Origin of the sequence: Dyadobacter chenwenxiniae (assembly GCF_022869785.1) — a bacterium.
GTDB lineage: Bacteria > Bacteroidota > Bacteroidia > Cytophagales > Spirosomataceae > Dyadobacter > Dyadobacter chenwenxiniae.
Window position 1 is genome coordinate 6,633,019 of record NZ_CP094997.1, and the last position, 20,008, is coordinate 6,653,026.

The 20,008-nt window shown below is 44.9% G+C and carries 19 protein-coding genes and 1 pseudogene; 6 read left to right on the plus strand and 14 right to left on the minus strand.

Annotated elements, in window-relative coordinates; all coding sequences use genetic code 11:
- Window positions 1-57: 57 nt before the first annotated feature.
- Both MUK70_RS28440 and MUK70_RS28445 read left to right on the plus strand, forming a co-directional pair.
- The gene (locus tag MUK70_RS28440) at window positions 58-648 is read left to right on the plus strand and encodes a hypothetical protein (RefSeq protein WP_234657780.1); all 591 of its coding nucleotides are present in this window, start codon (window positions 58-60) and stop codon (window positions 646-648) included.
- 259 nt (window positions 649-907) lie between these two features.
- Window positions 908-1,306, plus strand: coding sequence for a hypothetical protein (locus MUK70_RS28445; protein ID WP_234657782.1), 399 nt, complete (start codon window positions 908-910; stop codon window positions 1,304-1,306).
- Between the two features lie 58 nt (window positions 1,307-1,364).
- On the opposite strand, the gene MUK70_RS28450 is transcribed toward MUK70_RS28445, so the two are convergent.
- The 7 genes and pseudogenes from MUK70_RS28450 to galE all read right to left on the minus strand — a co-directional run bounded on the left by MUK70_RS28450 (window position 1,365) and on the right by galE (window position 8,521).
- A complete protein-coding gene (locus MUK70_RS28450; RefSeq protein ID WP_234603979.1) occupies window positions 1,365-1,697 on the minus strand; it encodes an MGMT family protein in 333 nt (110 codons plus the stop codon).
- Window positions 1,681-2,280 carry a DUF3109 family protein gene (locus MUK70_RS28455; RefSeq protein WP_234603978.1) on the minus strand — a complete coding sequence of 200 codons (600 nt, stop codon included), beginning with the start codon at window positions 2,278-2,280 and terminating at the stop codon, window positions 1,681-1,683. Before MUK70_RS28455 ends, MUK70_RS28450 begins: the two co-directional genes overlap by 17 nt.
- Window positions 2,281-2,282: 2 nt before the next feature.
- The gene (locus MUK70_RS28460) at window positions 2,283-4,802 is read right to left on the minus strand and encodes a LysM peptidoglycan-binding domain-containing protein (protein ID WP_234657784.1); all 2,520 of its coding nucleotides are present in this window, start codon (window positions 4,800-4,802) and stop codon (window positions 2,283-2,285) included.
- Window positions 4,803-4,837: 35 nt separating this feature from the next.
- The gene (locus MUK70_RS28465) at window positions 4,838-5,479 is read right to left on the minus strand and encodes an O-methyltransferase (protein ID WP_234657786.1); all 642 of its coding nucleotides are present in this window, start codon (window positions 5,477-5,479) and stop codon (window positions 4,838-4,840) included.
- A gap of 40 nt (window positions 5,480-5,519) precedes the next feature.
- Window positions 5,520-6,386 carry a glucose-1-phosphate thymidylyltransferase RfbA gene (rfbA, locus tag MUK70_RS28470; protein ID WP_234657788.1) on the minus strand — a complete coding sequence of 289 codons (867 nt, stop codon included), beginning with the start codon at window positions 6,384-6,386 and terminating at the stop codon, window positions 5,520-5,522.
- Window positions 6,387-6,447: 61 nt separating this feature from the next.
- Complete coding sequence (gene rfbB / locus MUK70_RS28475) at window positions 6,448-7,503, minus strand: dTDP-glucose 4,6-dehydratase (protein ID WP_234657790.1); 1,056 nt, start codon at window positions 7,501-7,503, stop codon at window positions 6,448-6,450.
- Window positions 7,500-8,521 (minus strand): annotated as a pseudogene (galE, locus tag MUK70_RS28480) (UDP-glucose 4-epimerase GalE). Before galE ends, rfbB begins: the two are co-directional and overlap by 4 nt.
- A gap of 211 nt (window positions 8,522-8,732) precedes the next feature.
- Here galE and MUK70_RS28485 point away from each other — a divergent pair.
- Complete coding sequence (locus tag MUK70_RS28485) at window positions 8,733-9,581, plus strand: transglutaminase-like domain-containing protein (RefSeq protein WP_234603972.1); 849 nt, start codon at window positions 8,733-8,735, stop codon at window positions 9,579-9,581.
- On the opposite strand, the gene MUK70_RS28490 is transcribed toward MUK70_RS28485, so the two are convergent.
- On the minus strand, window positions 9,576-10,205 hold the full coding sequence (locus MUK70_RS28490) for a 4'-phosphopantetheinyl transferase family protein (RefSeq protein WP_234603970.1): 630 nt from the start codon (window positions 10,203-10,205) through the stop codon (window positions 9,576-9,578). The genes MUK70_RS28485 and MUK70_RS28490 overlap by 6 nt on opposite strands.
- A gap of 56 nt (window positions 10,206-10,261) precedes the next feature.
- Between MUK70_RS28490 and MUK70_RS28495 the strand changes: the two genes are divergently transcribed.
- The 3 genes from MUK70_RS28495 to folB all read left to right on the plus strand — a co-directional run bounded on the left by MUK70_RS28495 (window position 10,262) and on the right by folB (window position 12,675).
- Window positions 10,262-11,164 (plus strand): WD40 repeat domain-containing protein, encoded by a 903-nt coding sequence (locus tag MUK70_RS28495; RefSeq protein ID WP_234657793.1) that lies wholly within the window; start codon window positions 10,262-10,264, stop codon window positions 11,162-11,164.
- A 104-nt stretch (window positions 11,165-11,268) separates the two neighbouring features.
- Entirely contained in the window at window positions 11,269-12,318 is a 1,050-nt protein-coding gene (locus MUK70_RS28500) for a DivIVA domain-containing protein (RefSeq protein ID WP_234657795.1), read from the plus strand.
- Window positions 12,319-12,324: 6 nt separating this feature from the next.
- The gene (folB, locus tag MUK70_RS28505) at window positions 12,325-12,675 is read left to right on the plus strand and encodes a dihydroneopterin aldolase (protein ID WP_234657797.1); all 351 of its coding nucleotides are present in this window, start codon (window positions 12,325-12,327) and stop codon (window positions 12,673-12,675) included.
- A 132-nt stretch (window positions 12,676-12,807) separates the two neighbouring features.
- Here folB and MUK70_RS28510 read toward each other — a convergent pair whose 3' ends face one another.
- From MUK70_RS28510 to eboC, 6 genes are all read right to left on the minus strand, one after another.
- Window positions 12,808-14,019: a saccharopine dehydrogenase family protein gene (locus MUK70_RS28510; RefSeq protein ID WP_234657798.1), complete on the minus strand. Its 1,212-nt coding sequence runs from the start codon at window positions 14,017-14,019 to the stop codon at window positions 12,808-12,810.
- 94 nt (window positions 14,020-14,113) lie between these two features.
- Window positions 14,114-15,319 carry a PQQ-dependent sugar dehydrogenase gene (locus MUK70_RS28515; RefSeq protein ID WP_234657800.1) on the minus strand — a complete coding sequence of 402 codons (1,206 nt, stop codon included), beginning with the start codon at window positions 15,317-15,319 and terminating at the stop codon, window positions 14,114-14,116.
- A 58-nt stretch (window positions 15,320-15,377) separates the two neighbouring features.
- Window positions 15,378-16,742: an alkaline phosphatase family protein gene (locus MUK70_RS28520; RefSeq protein WP_234657802.1), complete on the minus strand. Its 1,365-nt coding sequence runs from the start codon at window positions 16,740-16,742 to the stop codon at window positions 15,378-15,380.
- Window positions 16,735-17,937 carry a metabolite traffic protein EboE gene (gene eboE, locus MUK70_RS28525; RefSeq protein ID WP_234657804.1) on the minus strand — a complete coding sequence of 401 codons (1,203 nt, stop codon included), beginning with the start codon at window positions 17,935-17,937 and terminating at the stop codon, window positions 16,735-16,737. The genes MUK70_RS28520 and eboE overlap by 8 nt, the downstream gene beginning before the upstream one ends.
- On the minus strand, window positions 17,934-19,097 hold the full coding sequence (locus MUK70_RS28530) for a 3-dehydroquinate synthase (RefSeq protein ID WP_234657806.1): 1,164 nt from the start codon (window positions 19,095-19,097) through the stop codon (window positions 17,934-17,936). The genes eboE and MUK70_RS28530 overlap by 4 nt, the downstream gene beginning before the upstream one ends.
- 40 nt (window positions 19,098-19,137) lie before the next feature.
- Window positions 19,138-20,007, minus strand: a complete 870-nt coding sequence (eboC, locus tag MUK70_RS28535) for a UbiA-like protein EboC (protein ID WP_234657808.1) — start codon at window positions 20,005-20,007, stop codon at window positions 19,138-19,140.
- Between the last annotated feature and the right edge of the window lies 1 nt (window position 20,008).

Consider the following 20,008-nt stretch of genomic DNA (forward strand, 5'->3'; position numbering starts at 1 on the left):
CTTACTGAAAGATGAAGTTGAGTTAAAATTGTTTTTAACAAACTAAACTTTTATAGTATGAAAACACTGTCAGTATTTATGCTAGGAGTCTTGCTATGCGCCTCATGCACAGATAAGACCAAGGAAGAAGAAGCCAACCGTGAGGCTGCCCGCGAAGCGAATCTTGAAAAAGAAAAGAAAGCGATCAACGATGTAATTGAAAACGAAACCAAATCATTCTTCGCCAGAGATTACAATGCATGGAAGGCAAACTACGCACAAACAGACTACGCGTTCCAGGCTTGGAGCAATAATGACGGAACATTCGATTCCAATGTAGGCTGGGAGGATATCAATAAGCAGATCGGAAAGTACATTGCGGACAACCCTGAACCCGTGTCAAGCCATCCGATTGTTGAAAGAAAAAATGTAAAGTATAAGTTCTTCGATGATCACGTGGCCTATCTTACCTGGGACCAGTTCAATAGTGATAAAATGGAAAAGAACTTTCACCACAGCAAGGAAGTTAGGCTGATGGAAAAGATCAATGGTGAGTGGAAAATCGTTTGCGTGTCGGCGTTTTGGGATTACAAACATTTAATTCCGGCAAGCCGCCTGCCAATGATCAAGAAGATCGCTAACGAAAGCAGGGGCAAAAATAAAATCTAGACCCATGCAACTTCAAATCGCCTGGTTTTCAATTTGAATTCGTTCGGTTTCAATTGTAAATGTTCGGATACGAACAGCTTGGGAATGTGGGCGCAACTTGTAAAATCTTTTTAAAAATATAGTTAACTTATTGAAATATAGTTTGTTATGATTGGGATGTGTCGGTTGAATTTTCTTCGGAAATGAAACTGGCACATTCCTTTTTTGTATATAGTCAACTGTGCGAATGTACGGTCATAACTAGAAAACTATATTAGCCATGAAAATTTCAAACATTTCAAACCTGTTCTGCGCACTGGCGCTTACTTTGTCTCTTGCTTCATTTACAACCGACAAAAAGAAAAACAACGAAGAAAAAGCAGCTGCCAATGCGGTCGTTTTTGATGCTGCCCTCTACAAAGTGAAAGAAACTAATAAGGTTAAACTGTCGGTTGACAAAGCCGCTGATGAGAGATTAAGAATAGTCTTGAAAGACAAAGCAGGAAAGGTTTTCTATTCCGAAGTTTTTAATGATAAAGACGCAAAATACCGTCGTGTTTTTGATTTGGAACAAATGAACGACGGCGTTTATTACTTTGAATTGTTTTACAACAAGAGAAAATTGGTAAAAGAAGTGCAGATCCAAAGCACCAGCGAGAAATTGATCTCGTTACAATAATAAGCTTCAAAATACGAAAAGGCTCTTCATCCAACCGGATGAAGAGCCTTTCATTTTATCAGCCAAGCTCCTTTTCCGGATCCCAGAAACACTCTGGCCAGTTCTGAATGCGATCATCTTTCACAACAACACCTTCACTCTCTAATCTTTCCTGCATGGTTGTGGGCGTTTCGAAAAGATGCCGGGCGCTAAGTTCACCTTGTTTGTTGACAACCCTGTGGGCAGGTAATTCATGTTGGGTATAGCTGTTGCCCATTGCCCAGCCCACCATCCGCGCGCCGCGTTTTGCGCCCAGGTAAGCGGCGATTGCGCCATAAGAAGTAGCGCGGCCTTTGGGGATTTGCCTTACAACATCATAGACGTCGGTGAAAAAATCATTTCCCTGCTTCATGTTCTCTCAATCGGCTTTCCTGGCGCTCATTGATTTCCTGCGTCAGCTGGCCATACCACTCAGGCCCATAAGCACGCACAAGCGGTTCTTTGAGAAATTTGTAAACCGGTACGCCAAGTTCCTGACCCAAGCTGCAGGCAGGGCTGCATATTTCCCAGCGATCGTAATTGAGCGCGTGATATTGTTCGTATTTGGTAACGCGGATCGGATAAAGATGGCAGGAAATCGGTTTTTTATAGGAGATTTTTCCGTCGTTATAAGCCTGCTCAATGCCGCATTTCAGAATGCCTCTTTCATCATAAAGCGCGTAAGCACATTCTTTTCCGTTGATGATGGGCGTCACATAATCGCCGTCCCAGTCTTTGGTATAAGTCCCTTCTTTTGCGATGACATCTTTGCCTGCCTGTGTCAGGTAAGGTTCAACGTGCGGGTAAATCTCATCCAGAATAGCTAGCTCATCTTCGTCCAGCGGCGCACCCGAATCTCCCTCCACACAGCAAGCACCTTTGCATTTGTCCAGATTGCAGACAAAAAGCTGGTCTTCAATGTCATCACTTATGCATGTATTCTCAATGAGTATCATAATTATTGTTGTGGAATTTTCAGCTTTTGTCCCACCATAACACTATTTCCCGACATATTGTTTAGTCGCTTAATATCTTCCACATTCGTATGGTAATTTTGTGCGATACGGAAGAGCGTTTCACCGGAAGCAACCGTGTGTGTTTTCATGCCTGACTGGCCTCGGTCCGATGACGGTGCAGCTGCCGGAGCTTCTGATTCTACTTTCCTCACACGCAACTTTTGTCCGGATTTCAACCGGGACGATTCATTCAGGTCATTAAGTTCATATAAGTCCTTAACAGACAATCCATAAGCCTTGGAAATGCTGTAAAAAGTCTGTCCGCCCTGAACCACGTGGAATTCGCTTCCTGAACTGGCAGTCGTACGGATTTCATGCTTGATTTCTTCGGGAGTTTTGAAAGTTTCTGTCGGTTCGGTGCGAACAACCGTTATTTTTTCAGGGTCGCGCGTTGTTTTAGCGGGCGTTTCATTGGTTGTTGCAGTGCTTGCAGTTTCGGGAGCAGCTGGTGCTTTGCTCACCACCAGTCGCTGGCCCACGACAAGCCTTCCCGGTGTATTTTTATTTAAAGCAATCAGCTCTCTTAGAGTTAAATCGTATTTGCTTGCAATGCTGAAATAGGTGTCACCGGGTTGGACTGTATGGAAAGATGCTTTTTCCGGTGTAGCTGCGGTTTTAGGTGCAGCAGCCGCTTCTTTAGCCGCTTTTTCCTCAGCCGCTGCCCGTTGCTTCATATATACGGAAGTCTCGGAAGCGGCACGCGTGTCATTCGGCGTTACCACTTTCGAAGGGGAAGTTGAGCTGGCTATGGGTCTTTCTTCGGACGATTTAAAAGATGTATCCGCATTATCCTGCGTAATGATCACAACGCGGTCGCCGGCTTGCGTGCTCACAGGCTCGGTGGGAACAGAAGCTGGCACATTTGTGGCTGTTTTTACAGAAGGATTTGTCTGAATGTTCGCGGCCGCAGGCGTTGCTGCTGCAACCGGCGCGTTGGTTACAGGAGGCGTTGCTGTTGCTGGTGCACCGGCCGTTTCTTCTTTCTTTTCAACCAGAACTGGCGTGTATTTTTTACGGCCCGATGGCTTATCCGGAATTGCGTTTGCATTAGCCGAAGGTGCAGCGGCTATAACATCCTCTTTTTTTGATATTACCGAATCCTTTTTGCCAGGTGAAGGTTGCGGTGGGGCAATGATCTCTATCGGTTGTTTTTTAGGTCTCTTTTTGGTCAAAAACAAAACCTGTCCTGTCTGGATCGGGTAATTGCGGCTTGTTGTGCGGTTATATTTCAAAAGACTTACCAAACGGATCCCGTATTGCTGAGAAACGCTATGCCAGGTGTCACCCGGTCTGGCGGTGTGAAATGGGGTGGATGCTTTTTTGTGTTTTTTGGCCAGATAATAAACCTGACCAGGAACAAGCGGCATTTCGGCAAGCATATCATTAAAGCGCATGAACTTGGGAGCGCTCATATCACCCGCGCTCGCAAGAGTTTTCGGCTTGTCGCCGGCGCGAGCCTGTGCTCCGGGAAGACCATTAATTTCATACAACTCAGGACCGTTGGGATCCGATGCGTTCCCAGGCTTTTTCTTCAGAACAGGATAACCGCTGTCTTCGTAAACGGACGCGACGGCGGTTTGCTGAGGCGGCAACGACAGTTTTTCACGAACAGACGCAAGCTGATCGGCAGGAACCGGAATGGTGACCATATATTGACGGTCATTCGGTATTTTATCGTCTGTCAGCCATCTGTTATAGATTTTCAAATCCGCGGATCCGATACCCAACGATGCGGAGATCTCATCCAATGTCTTTCCTTTTCCGTAATCTGCTTCCAAAAGCACGAGCTTGCTGGCGGTCCTATATCGTTCGATACCAGCTTCCAATGCAATTTTATGCGCGAAAAAGCGAAGCATATAGCGATCCGTTTTTCCGTTCAATGTCACTTCGCGTGCATAGGACCAGTTATCGGGGACTACTTTTTTTACACCTCCTGCACCTTGATAATAGGAGTAAAGCGTAGTGACCCAGTTGTTAAACTGCTGATTATTTTTTTTCAAATACCATGCAGCCGCATGAGTCGAAGCGCTGATATTTTTTCTTTCATCCACATTGTCATCAACACGCAAGTTCAGCTCTCTTGCTGTTTCCGGTTTAAATTGCCAGTAACCCACTGCGTTGGAGGAAGACACAACATCCGGTCTGAAAGAGCTTTCCTGAACGGCCAGATATTTAAAATCAATGGGCACTTCTTCGTCCATCAATATGCCTTCGACGATAGGAAAATGGAGCACGGCGCGGTCCATTTTTTCCTCCCAAAACTTTTTATTGGACATCAGGTTCTTTACATCTTCTTCAATGATGTCCTGGGCGCTCCTGTCCAGCTTTACCGTGATCCCGCCAAATAAAATGCTCGAAGGAATTTCGGGATAAGCTTGGGCAATGACGTTGCTTTTAGCACTAAGCAGCAACATCCAGGCAACTGTAATGTACTTGATGTTTTTAATGAAAGTCCTGGCCATAAATTGTAAATGCTTGGCTGAATGTGTTTTGTGTATTATAATTTCTGGAGGATCATCAACCCATCGCGGATAGGAAGCAGAATGTTGGAAACCCGGCTGTCTTCATGGACCATTTTATTAAAGTCCAGTAACGCCTGGGTGTCTTTGTCAATTTTGATATCGTCCTGGATTACCTTGCCGCTCCAAAGTACGTTATCGGCAATTAAAAAACCTCCAGTCCGCACTTTTTCTATGCAAAGATTGAAGTAATTCGTGTAGTTTATTTTATCGGCGTCAATAAAGACCAGATCAAAGGTCTCGTTCAATGTTGGTATAATGTCGGTTGCTTTACCAATTTGATAATCAATGTGATCCGCGAAGGGAGAACTTTCAAAAAAGCGTCTTGTAAAAGTTTCCAGCTCCTCATTAATGTCCACCGTAATCAGTTTTCCCCCTTCATTAAGCCCTTCACAAAGACATAACGCAGAATATCCGGTGTAAGTACCGATCTCGAGAATGTTGTCCGGACGGATCATCCGGGATATCATCGATAAAAACCTGCCTTGAAGGTGGCCAGACAGCATACGCGGATTGAGAACGTGCGCGTGGGTCTCGCGATTCAAAGACTTAAGCAATGCATTCTCATCCTCCGTATGTGCTACGGAATACGCCTCAATTTCCTCTGCCAGAAACTTCATTTTCTTCCGATTCTAAACCAAACACAATGTGATCGTGTAATCAGACATTGGCAACGATGCGTTCAAGATAGGTTCCGTAGCCGCTTTTCACCAATGGCTTGGCGATTTCACGCAGTTGTTCTGCACTAATAAAGCCCATGCGGTAAGCGATCTCCTCAATACAGCCCACCTTCAAGCCCTGACGTTCTTCGATCACCTGAACGAACTGTCCGGCTTGCATTAGCGACTGGAATGTGCCCGTGTCAAGCCATGCCGTACCGCGGTTCAAAACGCCCACTTTCAGTTTACCGCGTTCGAGATAAACCCGGTTTACGTCTGTGATTTCCAGCTCACCACGCGGGGAAGGAGGGATCGTTTTGGCGATTTCCACTACATCATTATCGTAAAAATAAAGACCCGGGACCGCGTAATTAGACTTGGGCTGCTCAGGTTTTTCTTCAATGGAAAGTACATTATTGGCCTTATCAAACTCCACAACGCCATAACGCTCTGGATCATGCACCTGATATGCAAAGATCACCCCGCCGTCCGGGTTGTTGTTGGATTGGAGCAGTTGGGAAAGGCCTGAGCCGTAAAATATATTATCGCCCAAGATCAAGGCTACTTTATCCTTACCAATAAATTCCTCACCAATGATGAACGCCTGCGCAAGTCCGTCGGGGCTTGGCTGCACTGCATAGGTGAATGTGCAACCCAGGCGACTGCCGTCCCCTAGCAATTTTTCAAAATGAGGCAGATCGTGAGGCGTTGAAATGATCAGTATTTCGCGGATGCCCGCCAGCATTAAGATTGATAACGGATAGTAAATCATTGGTTTATCATAAACAGGCATAAGCTGTTTACTAACTGCCAATGTCAATGGGTGCAAACGGGTCCCGGATCCACCGGCAAGAATAATTCCTTTCATTATGAGATCGTTGGTAAGCGTAAATTAATGAGTTTGTCTTGGGGACTACGCGTATGGTGGATTATCTTTCCGAGTACATATCCGTGTAATATTTCTGGTAATTGCCTGATGTGACATTGTTAAGCCACTCCTGATTGTTCAGATACCAGTCCACTGTCCTTTCCAATCCTTCTTCAAATTGCAAGGATGGTTTCCAGCCCAGTTCTTCGGAAAGTTTGGTGGCATCGATCGCGTAACGCAGGTCGTGTCCGGCGCGGTCGGTCACATAAGTAATCAGTTTTTCGGTTTCGCCTTTTTCGCGGCCCAGCTTGCGGTCCATAATGCTGCAGAGCAACAGAACAAGATCCAGGTTTTTCCACTCGTTATGGCCGCCGATGTTATAGGTTTCACCATTTTTGCCATCATGGTAAATTACGTCAATGGCAATGGCGTGGTCTTCCACAAAGAGCCAGTCACGGATATTTTCCCCTTTTCCATAAACAGGAAGCGGTTTTTGCTGGATAATGTTGTGAATCATCAGCGGGATCAGCTTCTCAGGGAAGTGGTTAGGGCCGTAATTATTGGAGCAATTGGAAATAACGACCGGCAGCTTGTAAGTGTTATGGTAAGCCCTTACAAAATGGTCAGAAGACGCTTTTGAAGCTGAGTAAGGCGAGCGTGGATCATATTTGGTCGTTTCCACGAAGAATGTGCCCGGGTCGTGCAGTTCACCATACACTTCATCGGTGGAAACATGGTAAAAACGGCGGTCTGTGAAATCGTCTTTCCATGCTTTTTTAGCAGCATTCAAAAGGTTAACTGTTCCCACCACATTGGTCATCACAAATGACATCGGATCAGAAATGGACCGGTCCACGTGGCTTTCGGCAGCAAGGTGCACAATGCCATGAAAGTCATTTTCGCTGATCAGCTTGTCAATAAACTCAGCATCAACGATATCACCTTTTACAAACGTGTAATTAGGAGCATTCTCGACGTCGCGGAGGTTTTCAAGGTTTCCGGCGTAAGTAAGGGCGTCGAGGTTATATATATGATAGTCAGGATGGAAATTTACAAAACGGCGCACAACATGTGAACCAATAAAACCTGCACCACCTGTGATTAAGATCTTTTTCATTTTTGAGTTGTTATTTTTTGTTGCCAGTTCCATGCGTCTTTCAAAGCATCCGCCATGGTTTTCTCGGCATGCCATTTCATTACATTATTCACTTTATCCGACTGTGCGTAGATTTTTTCCACGTCTCCCGGGCGACGCGGCCCAATCGAATAATTTAATTTTACACCATTTACTTCTTCGAATGTCCTGATCAGCTCCAAAACGGTGTAACCCTTCGCCTGTGCCCACATTAAATACATCGTAATAATCCGGTTCCGACTGCTCTTCCAGCAATTCAAGCGCTTTTACGTGCGCCTTCGCCAGGTCTACAACATGGATGAAATCGCGGACACATGTTCCGTCAGCTGTATCATAGTCGCTTCCAAAAACGGTCAGCGATTGACGAAGCCCGGCAGCAGTTTGCGTAATAAAAGGAACCAGGTTGCTGGGGACGCCATTCGGCAACTCACCGATTAATGAGGATTCGTGAGCGCCTATTGGGTTGAAATAACGAAGTGAAATGGCTTTTACACCCTGATTTGGCATATACGTAATCGCGGATAATATCTTCCCCGATGGCTTTTGTATTACCGTAAGGTGAGTTTGCAGGTTTGCGCGGCGTGTTTTCAGTTACCGGAATGGCATCAGGCTGACCGTAAACCGTGCACGATGAGGAAAATACAAAGTTTGGCACTTTAAATTCCTGTGCGGCACGCAAGAGAACAAGTAGGGAAATTAAATTATTCTCGTAGTAATTCAGCGGCTTTTCAACGGATTCGCCAACCGCTTTATAGGCAGCAAAGTGAATAATCCCGTCGAATTTTTCCTTTTCAAACAGCGCCCTGACCTTCTCAGAATCGTTGCAATCGATCTCGTAAAATGGAAAATCCTTGCCAGTTATTTGTTTTATCCCTTCCAGAACGCCGGGATTTGAATTGTAGAGGTTGTCAATGATGACTGGCTCAAACCCTGCTTTATCCAGTTCAACAACGGTGTGAGAACCGATAAAGCCAGCTCCTCCGGTAACAAGAATTTTCATGTGCTCTTTGCTTAATTAAAAAAATATTGTGGTATAGATGACTAAGAAAAATAAGGCTGAAAACGCATTAATATAGAAATTTCGCTGTATTCACATTCGAAATTCACGCCGTCTGAAAGCTTTTTTCCCGGGCAAAAGTAGAAAATTTGATGTCCATTAAAAAAAAATGTTTTTATTTATCCGTTGGTTGTTAAATGCAGATTTGAGGAAAATGAACCAGAGAGAAATTAAAGCACTGATATCCTTGCTTGATGACGAAGATCATGAAGTGAGCCAGCATGTGGAGGGCAAAATCTTGTCGTTGGGAGGCAATGTCATACCTTTTCTTGAAACTGAGTGGGAGGAGAGTTTCAACCCGATTGTGCAGCGTAAAATAGAAGAACTGATTCACGAATTGCAGCTCAGCATTATGATTGAGCGCTTGCAGGCGTGGAAAAACGGAGGTGCGTTGGATCTGCTGGAAGGAATGTGGATTATTTCAACTTACCATTATCCGGATCTTTCCATGGAAAAGCTGCGGACCAGCATTGAGCAGCTTTATTACGACATATGGATCCAGTTTCAGGAAGAAATGAATGCTGTGGACCAGATTAAGCGCATTAACAGCATCTTTTTTGGAGTGATGAATTTTGCGGCGAACACGAAGAATTTCCATTCGCCTTCCAATTCGATGATCAATGTGGTGCTGGAAAGCCGGAGAGGGAACCCCATCACATTGTGTGTGATCTATCTTTTGATTGCCAGAAAGCTTGGAATGCCCGTTTATGGCGTTAACCTGCCGAATCTTTTCGTGCTGACTTACAAGAATGACAAAACGCAGTTTTATATCAATGTCTTCAACCGCGGGATTATTTTTTCCAAAACAGACATAGACCATTATATCGCGCAGCTGAACATTAAATCGAAGGAGATATTTTACCAACCTTGCACGAACCTCGAAATCGTACAGCGGGTGTTGCGTAACCTGATTTTATCTTACGAAAAAACGAGCGAGCAGGAAAAGATAAGGGAGATCGAAAAAATCTTGAAGTCGACATTGGATGATATGCCCGATCTATAACGCGATCGCCAGGCAGTGATGATCGAACCATCTGACAGTTATATTTGCTTCAATAACCTTTCCCGTGTCTGTCAGCCGTCCTCTTATTAATACAGCGTCTTTGTTGAAAGGTTCTATATATATGGAATCCCGAAAACTGACTTTTTTCTTACCATATAGCTTGTAAAGCGCCTCCTTAGCACACCAATAGACGCATAGCAAGGCCATTTCATCGCCAGCGTGTTCAAATTCGGGTGGGGATAAATACTTTTTGGCAGTGCGTTGCAGTTTGGCGTCCATTTTCTCCATATCAATCCCCACAGCCGCCAGCGGATTAATGGCTACTGCAACAAAATCATTGGTATGGGTGATAGAAATGTGCGAATCGTTATCGATCAGAAATGCCTTGCCGTGCTCGTCCTTGAAAGTCCCGATGTAATTAATGTCAAAACGCTCGGCAATGATCTTGATCAACAGCCTGCTTGCCAGCCATTCACGCAATTTTTGCGGATGTGTGATCGCCGAAAGTTCTTCCGCATTATAGGCATAACCCAGGGTTTCTTTCAGCTCTGTTTCGGTTTCTGTGAGTTTCCAAAGCAGCAGCGTACTGGACTCTTCGATCATTTCGGAATGAACGAGCGGCATAATTATTCTGTTTACAATTTCTATTTTTGACGCTTAATCCCAATCGCAAGCAAAGCATGAACATTCGCAAAGTAGATACTTTTTCCGGTCATAGAGACAGTGTTTATACAATTATTTCTGACAACACTTCTCATGGCTTTTACTCTGCTGGCGGTGATGGTTTTGTAATTCAATGGGATCTCAACAAACCCGATCTGGGTAATCTGGTCGCCCGCGTGGGGGTTTCCGTGTACGCATTGGGCCTCGAAAAAGAAAACAATGCACTTTGGATCGGGCAGAACTACGAAGGCATCCAGGTGCTGGACATTGCCGGAAACAAAATTGAAAAAACGTCGAAAATCACGACCGACGCTATTTTCGACATTCAGTTTTTTGATAATAAAGCATTGATCGCATTGGGCGACGGCGTCATTGTAGTGATGGACATTGCCTCTTTCGCGGTTCAAAAGCACATTAAGGTCTCCAACAAGAGCATTCGCACGATTGCGATCAATCACGAAACGCGCGAGTTTGCCGTGGGAGATAGCGATTGTAACGTCAATATCTTCGATTTAGAGGGTTATGTGTTAAAAAAGACGATCCAATCGCATGGTAACTCGGTATTTTCCGTTAAGTATTCACCGGACGGCAAATATCTGTTCACAACCGGCCGGGATGCACACATCAAAATATGGGATGTAAATGATGCTTATGGGATGGTTTTGGACATTCCGGCACATTTATATGCGGTCAATGACATTACTTTCAGCCCCAACCGCACATTATTCGCCTCCTGCAGCATGGACAAATCGGTAAAGATTTGGGATGCTGTTACTTTTAAACTCAAAAAGATCATTGATCGTGCCAGGCATGCAGGGCATGGAACTTCGGTTAACAAACTGCTCTGGACGAGCTATGAAAACCAGTTGATTTCGTGCAGCGACGACCGAATGATTTCGGTTTGGGAAGTGGCTGACTAGTATACTTATAATATGGTATTATTGGTAAATACTTTGAAAAATGATTCATATATCTTTAACTTACACGACCGTTTTTAACTAAGTACCAAAGCATAGAATGCATCATGAAAATATCCGCTATAGACATACGCAAGCATACTTTTGAGAAGATTTTCAGAGGTTACGACCCGGACGAAGTAGATGCTTTTCTTAACTCATTGTCTCAGGAATGGGAGCGCTTTTCCAGCGAGAACAGCTTGTTGAAAATGCAACTTGAGTATGCCGAAAAGGAGCTTGCCAAGCTAAAAGATATTGAGTCTACGCTGTTCAGAACGTTAAAAGCGGCGGAAGATACCAGTAGGCTGATTGAAAAAGAGGCCAATGAAAATGCTGAAAAACGGATTGAAGAATCCAGGACAACAGCCAACGACCTGGTAGCCGAAGCAGAGGACAGGACCAATCAGGTTATCCGCGAAACGGAAGATCGTTTAAAACGTTTTAAGGACGAATTCGCCGCCGAAGTGAAGTTGCAGGAGCGTGATTTCCGGGCGATTGAAAACTTCCGGGATAATCTTATCGTACAACTTTCGTCGCTCGCCAATAACACTATCGAAACGGTGGAAAGATTCGAACAGAAATATGACAAGCAATCTGTTTTGAATAAAATGGAGGAGATCAAACAGCATATTTCTGAGATTGAAATTCCTAAGAAAGCTTCGTTCCCGGTTGAGCCGAGGGTAGTTCCGCAATTAGAAGAAGCATCAGAAATTGAGGAAGAAGTGGTTTTGCAGGATGAGAAGCCTCAGGTTTTATTTGAAGTTGTTGATGCGGAGGAAGAGGTGATGGTGGACGAAGAAGAAGAATTCGTTCCGCAGATAGCATATGAAGATGAGGAACCGCTACTGGTTAATGACGTTGTTGAAGTTGAGCCGGAAGCGTTCTCCGAACCGGAGCCTGTTGAAGAAGAAATTGCGTACAGCTTAAAAGAAGAGCCAAAAACCGCAGCTGAGGAATCGGCAGCGGCATTAGCTGAACTGCAACGCACAGCGCGTGAACGAGAAGCGGAGCGAAACAGGGAAACGGAGCGAGTAAGGGAAAATACGCCGGTCAACCGACCTCGAGTGCCTGAAAATCAACCAAAGAAGACCGGAGGCTCATTTTTTGATCAAATCTAAAATACATTGGGAACAATAACCCTCGAAGGTCTTGAGTTTTTTGCTTACCACGGTTACTATCCCGAAGAGCAAAGAATCGGTAATAAATACGCGTTAGACATTATCATTACAACCGATTTTTACAAAGCTGCGCAAGAAGATAAGCTCAGCGAAACAGTTAATTACGAAACGATCTATCAGATTGTTTCCAAAGTAATGACGGAGCCAGCCAAGTTATTGGAGCACATAGGCTTTACAGTAATAGAGCGCATCAGAGAGCATTATCCCGTTGTAGCAAACATTACGGTAAAAGTTTCAAAATTCAACCCGCCCGTAGGAGGCGTCTGCACAAGGGCGATGATCACGATGGAGGGGTAAGAAAATCAAGCAGAAACGATACAAGCATTGTCCTGCTGAGCGGAGCCGAAGCACGCTACTCCTTGGTAACGTGCTTCGGCTCCGCTCAGCAGGACAGGCTGTTGGACAGCCTGCTTCTTATTAACAAAGCCCTTAATACTCGTGAGGCAACGGAACATTGATCCTTTCATTCCAAGGCAAGCCATGAAGATTCAACAAATCCATAAATGGATCTGGATTCAGCTCTTCTACATTGTAAACGCCTGGTTTCATCCATTCTTCATTACTAAGCATTAGCATGGCACCGATCATAGCGGGAACGCCGGTTGTGTAACTTACTGCCTGCGCACGCACTTCGCGATAGCACTCCGCGTGGTCGCAGTTGTTCCAAACGTAATAGGTTTTTTCTTCACCGTTTTCAATGCCTTTGATCTGGCATCCGATAGAAGTTTGACCTGAATAATTTTCTCCCAAAGAATCTGGCGCAGGAAGCACAGCCTTCAAGAATTCAAGCGGAACAATGTCCATTCCATTGAATTTGATGGGCTTAATGCTCGTCATGCCTACATTTTCAAGCACATTCAAATGCGTAATGTAAGCCTGGCCGAATGTCATCCAGAAACGCGCACGTTTCAATGTCGGGAAGTTCTTTACGAGCGATTCGAGTTCCTCATGGTAAAGCACATAACTCTCTTTTGGCCCGATGCCCGGATATTCGATAGGCTTGTGAATGGACATGGCGGGAATTTCAATCCACTCCCCATTTTCCCAATAACGCCCCGGTTGCGTAATCTCGCGGATGTTAATTTCCGGATTAAAGTTCGTTGCAAATGCTTTCCCATGATCACCCGCATTACAGTCGATAATGTCCAGATAATGCATTTCATCAAAATGATGCTTGTTAGCATAAGCCGTGAAAACCTGCGTCACGCCCGGATCGAAGCCGCAGCCCAGAACGGCCATTAAGCCTGCTTCTTTAAATCTTTCCTGATAAGCCCATTGCCAGCTGTATTCAAATTTGGCAACATCTTTTGGTTCATAATTGGCTGTGTCCAGATAATGTATACCCGTTGCCAAGCATGCCTCCATAATCGTCAGATCCTGATACGGCAAAGCAACATTGATCAGCAATTTAGGTTGGAAACGCTTGATAAGGAGCACAGTTTCCGCAACGATATCGGCATCAACTTGCGCCGTTTCAATGGTCACACCATGCATTTCTTTGATTTCGGCTGCAATCTTATCGCACTTGGATTTTGTGCGGCTTGCCAGCATTATTTCTGTGAACACATTGCTATTCAACGCGCATTTGTGGGCAACAACACTGCCGACACCACCTGCACCAATGATCAAAACCTTAGACATTTTATTTTGTTTGAGCGTGAGAGACTTTCCAGGTTTTCAAAACCTGGAAAGTCTAATCCAATTTTGGGCAAAGATAGAATGACCGGCTAATTTTTCAATTTAAATTTCCGTTAACAAGCTTCATTATCTTGCCTTCGCCATAATTCAAATAGTAAACCTCACCGCTCGTATCCTGCGCGAACGAGGAAATCGGTCCTTTATTTTCAAACAAAATAGCATTGGTTTTCTTCCGGTCGCCGTCTAGTTCCAACGCCCAGATCCTGCCACTGGCAAAATCACCATATATATATTTTCCGACCAGACTTTTAATGGCCTTACCTCTATATACATAACCGCCGGTTATAGACCTGTCTCCATTATTTTGGTTGTAATCATGGATCGGTTCAACAAGACCTGCGGCGTTGCAGTTGGAAGCCGGATCGTAACAATCCACACCCTCTTTGATCCTCCATCCGTAATTCCCGCCCTTGGTAATAAGGTCAATTTCCTCGCGCTTGTTCTGTCCCACATCACCTGCAAACAAACGGTCGTTATCCATGTCAAAACTAATCCGCCATGGATTTCTTAGTCCATAAGCATAGATTTCAGGCAAAAAGCCATCACTATTCCCGACTGGATAGGGGTTGTCGGACGGAATTCCATAGTTGCCTTTTCCTGTTCCGTCCACATCCACGCGGAGAATTTTACCTAATAGACTCTTACGGTTTTGCGCATTGTTTTGCGGATCGCCGCCGCTGCCGCCGTCGCCTGTGGCAATGTATAAAAAGCCATCTTTCCCAAATTGCAGCGAGCCGCCATTGTGGTTATCATAAGTTTGGTTAAATGTAAATAAGATCGCTTCGCTGGAAGGATCAGCGCGTTCTGCCGTCGGCGTTGAGGCCTTATAGCGTGCTATGACGGTTTTTAAAGGATTTCCGGCGGTATAATTGACATAAAAATAACCATTGGTCTTGAAGTCTGGGTGAAAGGCAAGGCCTAGCAAGCCGCGTTCGCCACCATCCTGCACTTTGTTTTTGATATCAAGAAAAACAGTGCTGGTTGTAGCAGCAGCATTGTTCTGAAAAACCCTGATGACACCGGCTTGTTCCACAACAAAAAAACGACTGCTATCGCCTGGAATTTGCTTCATTTCAACAGGATTCGTGAAAGTCAGGCCGGGAAATGCATCCTTTGTTTTGATGGTTGTATCCGGATTTGCGATTGCTCCGGGATCGTCTGCCGCGTCCTTATCTTTGGAACACGAAATGGTGGCAAGGCCTATGGTTAAGAGGAAGAATATCAGAAGTGAGTTAAGTGTCATGACGTTGAAGTTTTATCTTACAACGCCACGAAGCTCCTTTTGTTTTCGGCAATGTGTTTTAAGTCAGATGTTTCCAGATCACATCATAGACATCAACAGCCTCTATTTCAGATTTTTCCAATGCTTTATCTGTGATGCAGATCGGGAAATATTCAGCCGGAACATTAATGCTTCCGTGTGAGCCTTTTACCAATGTGGCGTCGAGCGGGATCACGTCCATTAAATATCTGAATCCCATCAATTTACGGGTCAATTTATAACCTGCGCGCAGCTTAATGAGCGGATTTTTTGGGTCCATAAACATTTCCACCGGATCGTAACCCGGCTTCCGGTGAATGTCAACCAAATGTGCGTAATCCGGTGCCTTGGCGTCATCCAGCCAGTAATAATAGGTAAACCAGCTGTCTGGCTTGGCAACCACAACCAGATCGCCGGAGCGTTCGTGGTCAATGTTATATGCTTTTTGCTGGTCTTTATCCAGAATCAAATCAATGCCTGGTGTTTTCCTTAAAGCTTTGATAACCTGGTTCTTAACCGATTGGTCATTCAGGTAAACGTGCGCAATCTGGTGGTCGGCTGTTGCAAAGGCTTTCGAAATGCCCGCATCCAGCAATTCATACCAACGTTCTGTCCGAACGGAAATTAAACCCTCATTTCTTAAAATCCGGTTGATATGGATTGGGTTGCTTACCGGATTAATGCCATATTCCGAAAGCAGGATGATCTTCGCATTACGCGCCTCGTAAAACTGGATCAGCTCCGCAACCACATTGTCAATTTCATTTAGCTCCGTGCTGATCTTTGAAAAATCAGGCCCGAATTTCTGTAAACAATAATCCAGATGCGGCAGGTAAATCAGCGTTAATGTGGGATTATGCTTTTTTTCAACCCACATGGACGAATCCGCGATCCATTTTGTAGACTTAATGTTGGCATTCGGTCCCCAAAAATTGAAGAGCGGAAATTGGCCTAAATCTTTTTGCAATTCATCGCGTAACTCGGGCGGATAGGAATAACAATCCGGCGCCTTAACGCCATCTGCGTGATATTGCGGACGCGGCGTTACTGAGAAATCGGCGGTCGAGTACATATTATACCACCAAAACATCTTCGCGCAAGTGAAATTGGGATCCAGCTTTTTGGCCACATCCCAGATTTTTTCACCTTTTACAAGCTTGTTGGACTGCTTCCAAAATTTGATTTCTGAATCTTCACGGTCATACCAGCCATTTCCCACGATCCCGTTTTCAGCAGGCCATTTTCCGGTAATGTAAGTGCTTTGCGATGTAGTAGTTACAGCAGGAAGAACAGGTTTAATTGGTGTTAAATGTCTGTCTGCTAAATATTTGGCAAGAAATGGAGTGTATTCACCAATCAGGTTTGCACTTAAACCTACGATGTCAATAACGACTGTTTTATTCATAACTGAGTATTTTCTTCACCCATTCAATTTCGCGAACGATCGAATCGCCGATGGGTTTCTGCATATCTTCGGGCAAAACGCCCCAGGTGTAGGTTTCCACTTCCAAAAACGAAGAAAAAGGCTTTTCCCGGTGAATAGCAAGTGTTTTGATGATGTCGCCCTGCGTTGATTCAAGCACGCCGTATGAATGAATAAAAAGCGGAACGTGAAAATGGACGCGCCATTCTTTCTGCTTATCATTCCAATCCGTCAATGCTTCCTGCAAATCGGGATAATGTGTTTTGGTTTCATCCTCATTCAAAGCCACAACCTGATGCAGGTAGACAGGCTCGTCAAATGTTTCAATCGCTTTGAGCTTGATTTCCTTTTCATTGGAGAAATTAACTTTCAGTGCTGAGCTAACCTGAATCCTGCCAACCTGTATCCCGACTTCATCCAGTGAAGCAAGAATTTCTTTTGGATTTTCATAACCCACCGCCGCGTGACAAATGTCATAGCAAAGCTGAATGTGTTTTAAAATCGTCGCTTTGGCCTCGTCAGCAGTAACATTATATTGCTCTGATAAATAGGCTGTTCCTCTTGGCAAAAGCACATCGCGATACCATTTCACGAAATCAACCGCATTGTCCAAAATGCCGTCCGGCTCCGGTTCAATGTCCAGGTGAAGCAGCTTGCCAGTTTCCGCTTCAATTTTGATCAGTTCATCAAGCAATTGCAAAACATGATCGGTTGCCTGCTCGGTTGCATTGATATTTTCCTCCATTGTTGTCCACCACAAGCGGTAAGACAGCGGGGGAGTTGAAACGCCGCCATGCATCCCTTCGGGAAGCAATTCGGAAAGAATGTTAAAAAGGCGGATTGTGTAGTTTAGCCGGTCGGTTGTTGTCCAGTCAGGTGTATGCACATTGTCCTTAACAACTGTGTTATGGAAGCCGCCATATGGGAAGCCATTGATCACAAAAACGTAAACGTCCTGCTCTTGCAGCCAATTTTTGAATTCCTGCAAAACCTCCGGATTGCTCAATTCAATAGACGCTTCATTCGCAACACGAAGTCCGAGTCCGAATGACTGTCCTGGCGCAAGTTGCTGCCTGATATAAGGAATGTTATCCCGAAGCGATTGGAAATGGTCAGCCCATTTTTCGCCTGGGTGAATGTTGCTGCAATAAGTTAAATGTCCGTAAGGCGTGATCATAATGCATGAATGATTTTTGTTCCTTCCAGATAATCAACCGATTGCGCGATAATATCTGCATCCAGTTCGTGCACTTCAATGCCCTTTCCTATTTTTTCCAAAAGCATAATGGTAAGCCTTCCGCCCAAATGTTCGCGGAATTCATTAAGGCCATTACGCAAGTTGATTTTATCGTTTTCAGATAGTTTTGGGTGAAAAAGATCAAAGCCTAGCCGACCCAAAACATCCAGGATGCGGCTTAAATCTTCGTCAGCAAGCTGCCCGATTTTATTGGCATATACACAATCCAGTGCAATGCCTATCGCCACCGCTTCTCCGTGACGAACCTGAAAACCGGTCAGGAATTCAAGCTTATGCGCTGCCCAGTGACCAAAATCCAGTGGCCGTGAAGATCCAAATTCGAAAGGATCGCCGCCCGCAATGTGGTCTGTATGCATTTCGGCGCAACGATGAATCAAATAAGCCATGGCTTTCTCATCGCGGTTGACGATCGCAGTTGTATTTGTTTCAATCCAATCAAAAAACGAAGTATCTTTGATCAATGCCACTTTAATGGCTTCGGAAACGCCACCGCGCCAGTCGCGGTCATCCAATGTTCTTAGGAAAGTAAGATCATTAAATACGGCAACCGGAGGCGCAAATGTGCCCAGGAAGTTCTTTTTACCGCGGAAGTTTATGCTGTTTTTAACACCAACACCGGAGTCGTTTTGGGATAAAACGGTTGTTGGAATGCGGATCAATTTAATGCCTCTATGCGAAACAGCAGCAGCATAACCCACCAAATCAAGCACCGCGCCTCCGCCGATCGCAATGATAAATGAATGTCTGTCAATACCATAGGTGTCAACCGCTTCCACGAGACTGTCGAAAAGTGCGGGATCATTTTTACAGGCTTCACCGCCGGGGACATTGATAATTTCCGGGGCAAGCTGAATATGGGAAACAGAAGCAGCGAAATAGGAATGAATCTGGTTGGATAAATCGGAATGATATTGAGCAAACCCCTCGTCCACAATCACCAAAGCCTTACGCTGAAAGCCCTGCTCGGTATATTCGTTGAAAAAATCTTGCAGCAAAGGGTTTTTTGTATCAAATAAATTTTCAGTAAAGAATACGGCATAATTGTATTCTACCTTGAAACGCTGTTGTATGGTTTGCATTGAAATCGACATTGAACACGCAAAAAAGTAATTTTTAACACTAAGTTACCGCAAAAACCTTTGCCAAAAGCATTGACAAGGGCAATAACGCCAAAACCAGCAACGCCAGCGGCCACAAGCCGAAAGCCACGCACCACGAAGCATTCATCACAATCAAAGAAATAACGCCAGCCTTCACCGCCTTACCAATTAACGGCCCGACCGGATTCTGCATTGCATTCCATAATGGCCTGAATATGAGCCAGGCATGCAACAATACAAATGGTAATGCATACAGCAGATTCCCGTGCTCATTAGCCAGTTTTAGTTGCGAAAACAGCACAACCATATACAAAAGCGCCGCAATATAGAGAGTGGTTTTTTTACCTCCGTGCACTTCATCCTGGCTGATCAATGTAATTGCCCCGATGTACATCACAGGGAATAACGCCATCCAGGACCATTGCTGCAAAGATTCTGGCAGCACGCTCATGCCGAGAATCAGGTTTCCGCCGCGGCACATGCCCATTGTTAAGGGTCCGAGAATGCGGCTATGTTTTGCAAAACGGTTATATAAAACGGTGAGCATAGCGACAGCTATTGCGATCATTCCGCTCAAAGCGCTGAACATGGCGGCTGCTAAAATCCCGAGGAATAAAAGCGATATGCCGAGCATAGCAGCTGATTTCAACGGGACTTTTCCGCTTGGGATCGGACGTTCGGGACGTTCGATGGCGTCGAGCTTTGCGTCGAAAACATCGTTCATCACCACCCCGCCGCCATACAGGCCCAATGTGGATACGAGCAGCAGGGCAGGACTGTAATCGGAAAATGTAAATTGTACAATGGCCATTCCCGCAAAAATGTCGGTGAATGCGGTCACAACATTGGCAGGACGGGTTAGCTGCAGATACGGTTTTAAACTGCTCACT

Excerpts from the sequence above, each read along its gene's own strand:
- MUK70_RS28440 (WP_234657780.1), top strand. The coding sequence starts at position 58 with ATGAAAACACTGTCAGTATTTATGCTAGGAGTCTTGCTATGCGCCTCA.
- MUK70_RS28445 (WP_234657782.1), top strand. The coding sequence starts at position 908 with ATGAAAATTTCAAACATTTCAAACCTGTTCTGCGCACTGGCGCTTACT.
- MUK70_RS28450 (WP_234603979.1), bottom strand. The coding sequence starts at position 1,697 with ATGAAGCAGGGAAATGATTTTTTCACCGACGTCTATGATGTTGTAAGG.
- MUK70_RS28455 (WP_234603978.1), bottom strand. The coding sequence starts at position 2,280 with ATGATACTCATTGAGAATACATGCATAAGTGATGACATTGAAGACCAG.
- MUK70_RS28460 (WP_234657784.1), bottom strand. The coding sequence starts at position 4,802 with ATGGCCAGGACTTTCATTAAAAACATCAAGTACATTACAGTTGCCTGG.
- MUK70_RS28465 (WP_234657786.1), bottom strand. The coding sequence starts at position 5,479 with ATGAAGTTTCTGGCAGAGGAAATTGAGGCGTATTCCGTAGCACATACG.
- rfbA (WP_234657788.1), bottom strand. The coding sequence starts at position 6,386 with ATGAAAGGAATTATTCTTGCCGGTGGATCCGGGACCCGTTTGCACCCA.
- rfbB (WP_234657790.1), bottom strand. The coding sequence starts at position 7,503 with ATGAAAAAGATCTTAATCACAGGTGGTGCAGGTTTTATTGGTTCACAT.
- MUK70_RS28485 (WP_234603972.1), top strand. The coding sequence starts at position 8,733 with ATGAACCAGAGAGAAATTAAAGCACTGATATCCTTGCTTGATGACGAA.
- MUK70_RS28490 (WP_234603970.1), bottom strand. The coding sequence starts at position 10,205 with ATGCCGCTCGTTCATTCCGAAATGATCGAAGAGTCCAGTACGCTGCTG.
- MUK70_RS28495 (WP_234657793.1), top strand. The coding sequence starts at position 10,262 with ATGAACATTCGCAAAGTAGATACTTTTTCCGGTCATAGAGACAGTGTT.
- MUK70_RS28500 (WP_234657795.1), top strand. The coding sequence starts at position 11,269 with ATGAAAATATCCGCTATAGACATACGCAAGCATACTTTTGAGAAGATT.
- MUK70_RS28510 (WP_234657798.1), bottom strand. The coding sequence starts at position 14,019 with ATGTCTAAGGTTTTGATCATTGGTGCAGGTGGTGTCGGCAGTGTTGTT.
- MUK70_RS28515 (WP_234657800.1), bottom strand. The coding sequence starts at position 15,319 with ATGACACTTAACTCACTTCTGATATTCTTCCTCTTAACCATAGGCCTT.
- MUK70_RS28520 (WP_234657802.1), bottom strand. The coding sequence starts at position 16,742 with ATGAATAAAACAGTCGTTATTGACATCGTAGGTTTAAGTGCAAACCTG.
- eboE (WP_234657804.1), bottom strand. The coding sequence starts at position 17,937 with ATGATCACGCCTTACGGACATTTAACTTATTGCAGCAACATTCACCCA.
- MUK70_RS28530 (WP_234657806.1), bottom strand. The coding sequence starts at position 19,097 with ATGCAAACCATACAACAGCGTTTCAAGGTAGAATACAATTATGCCGTA.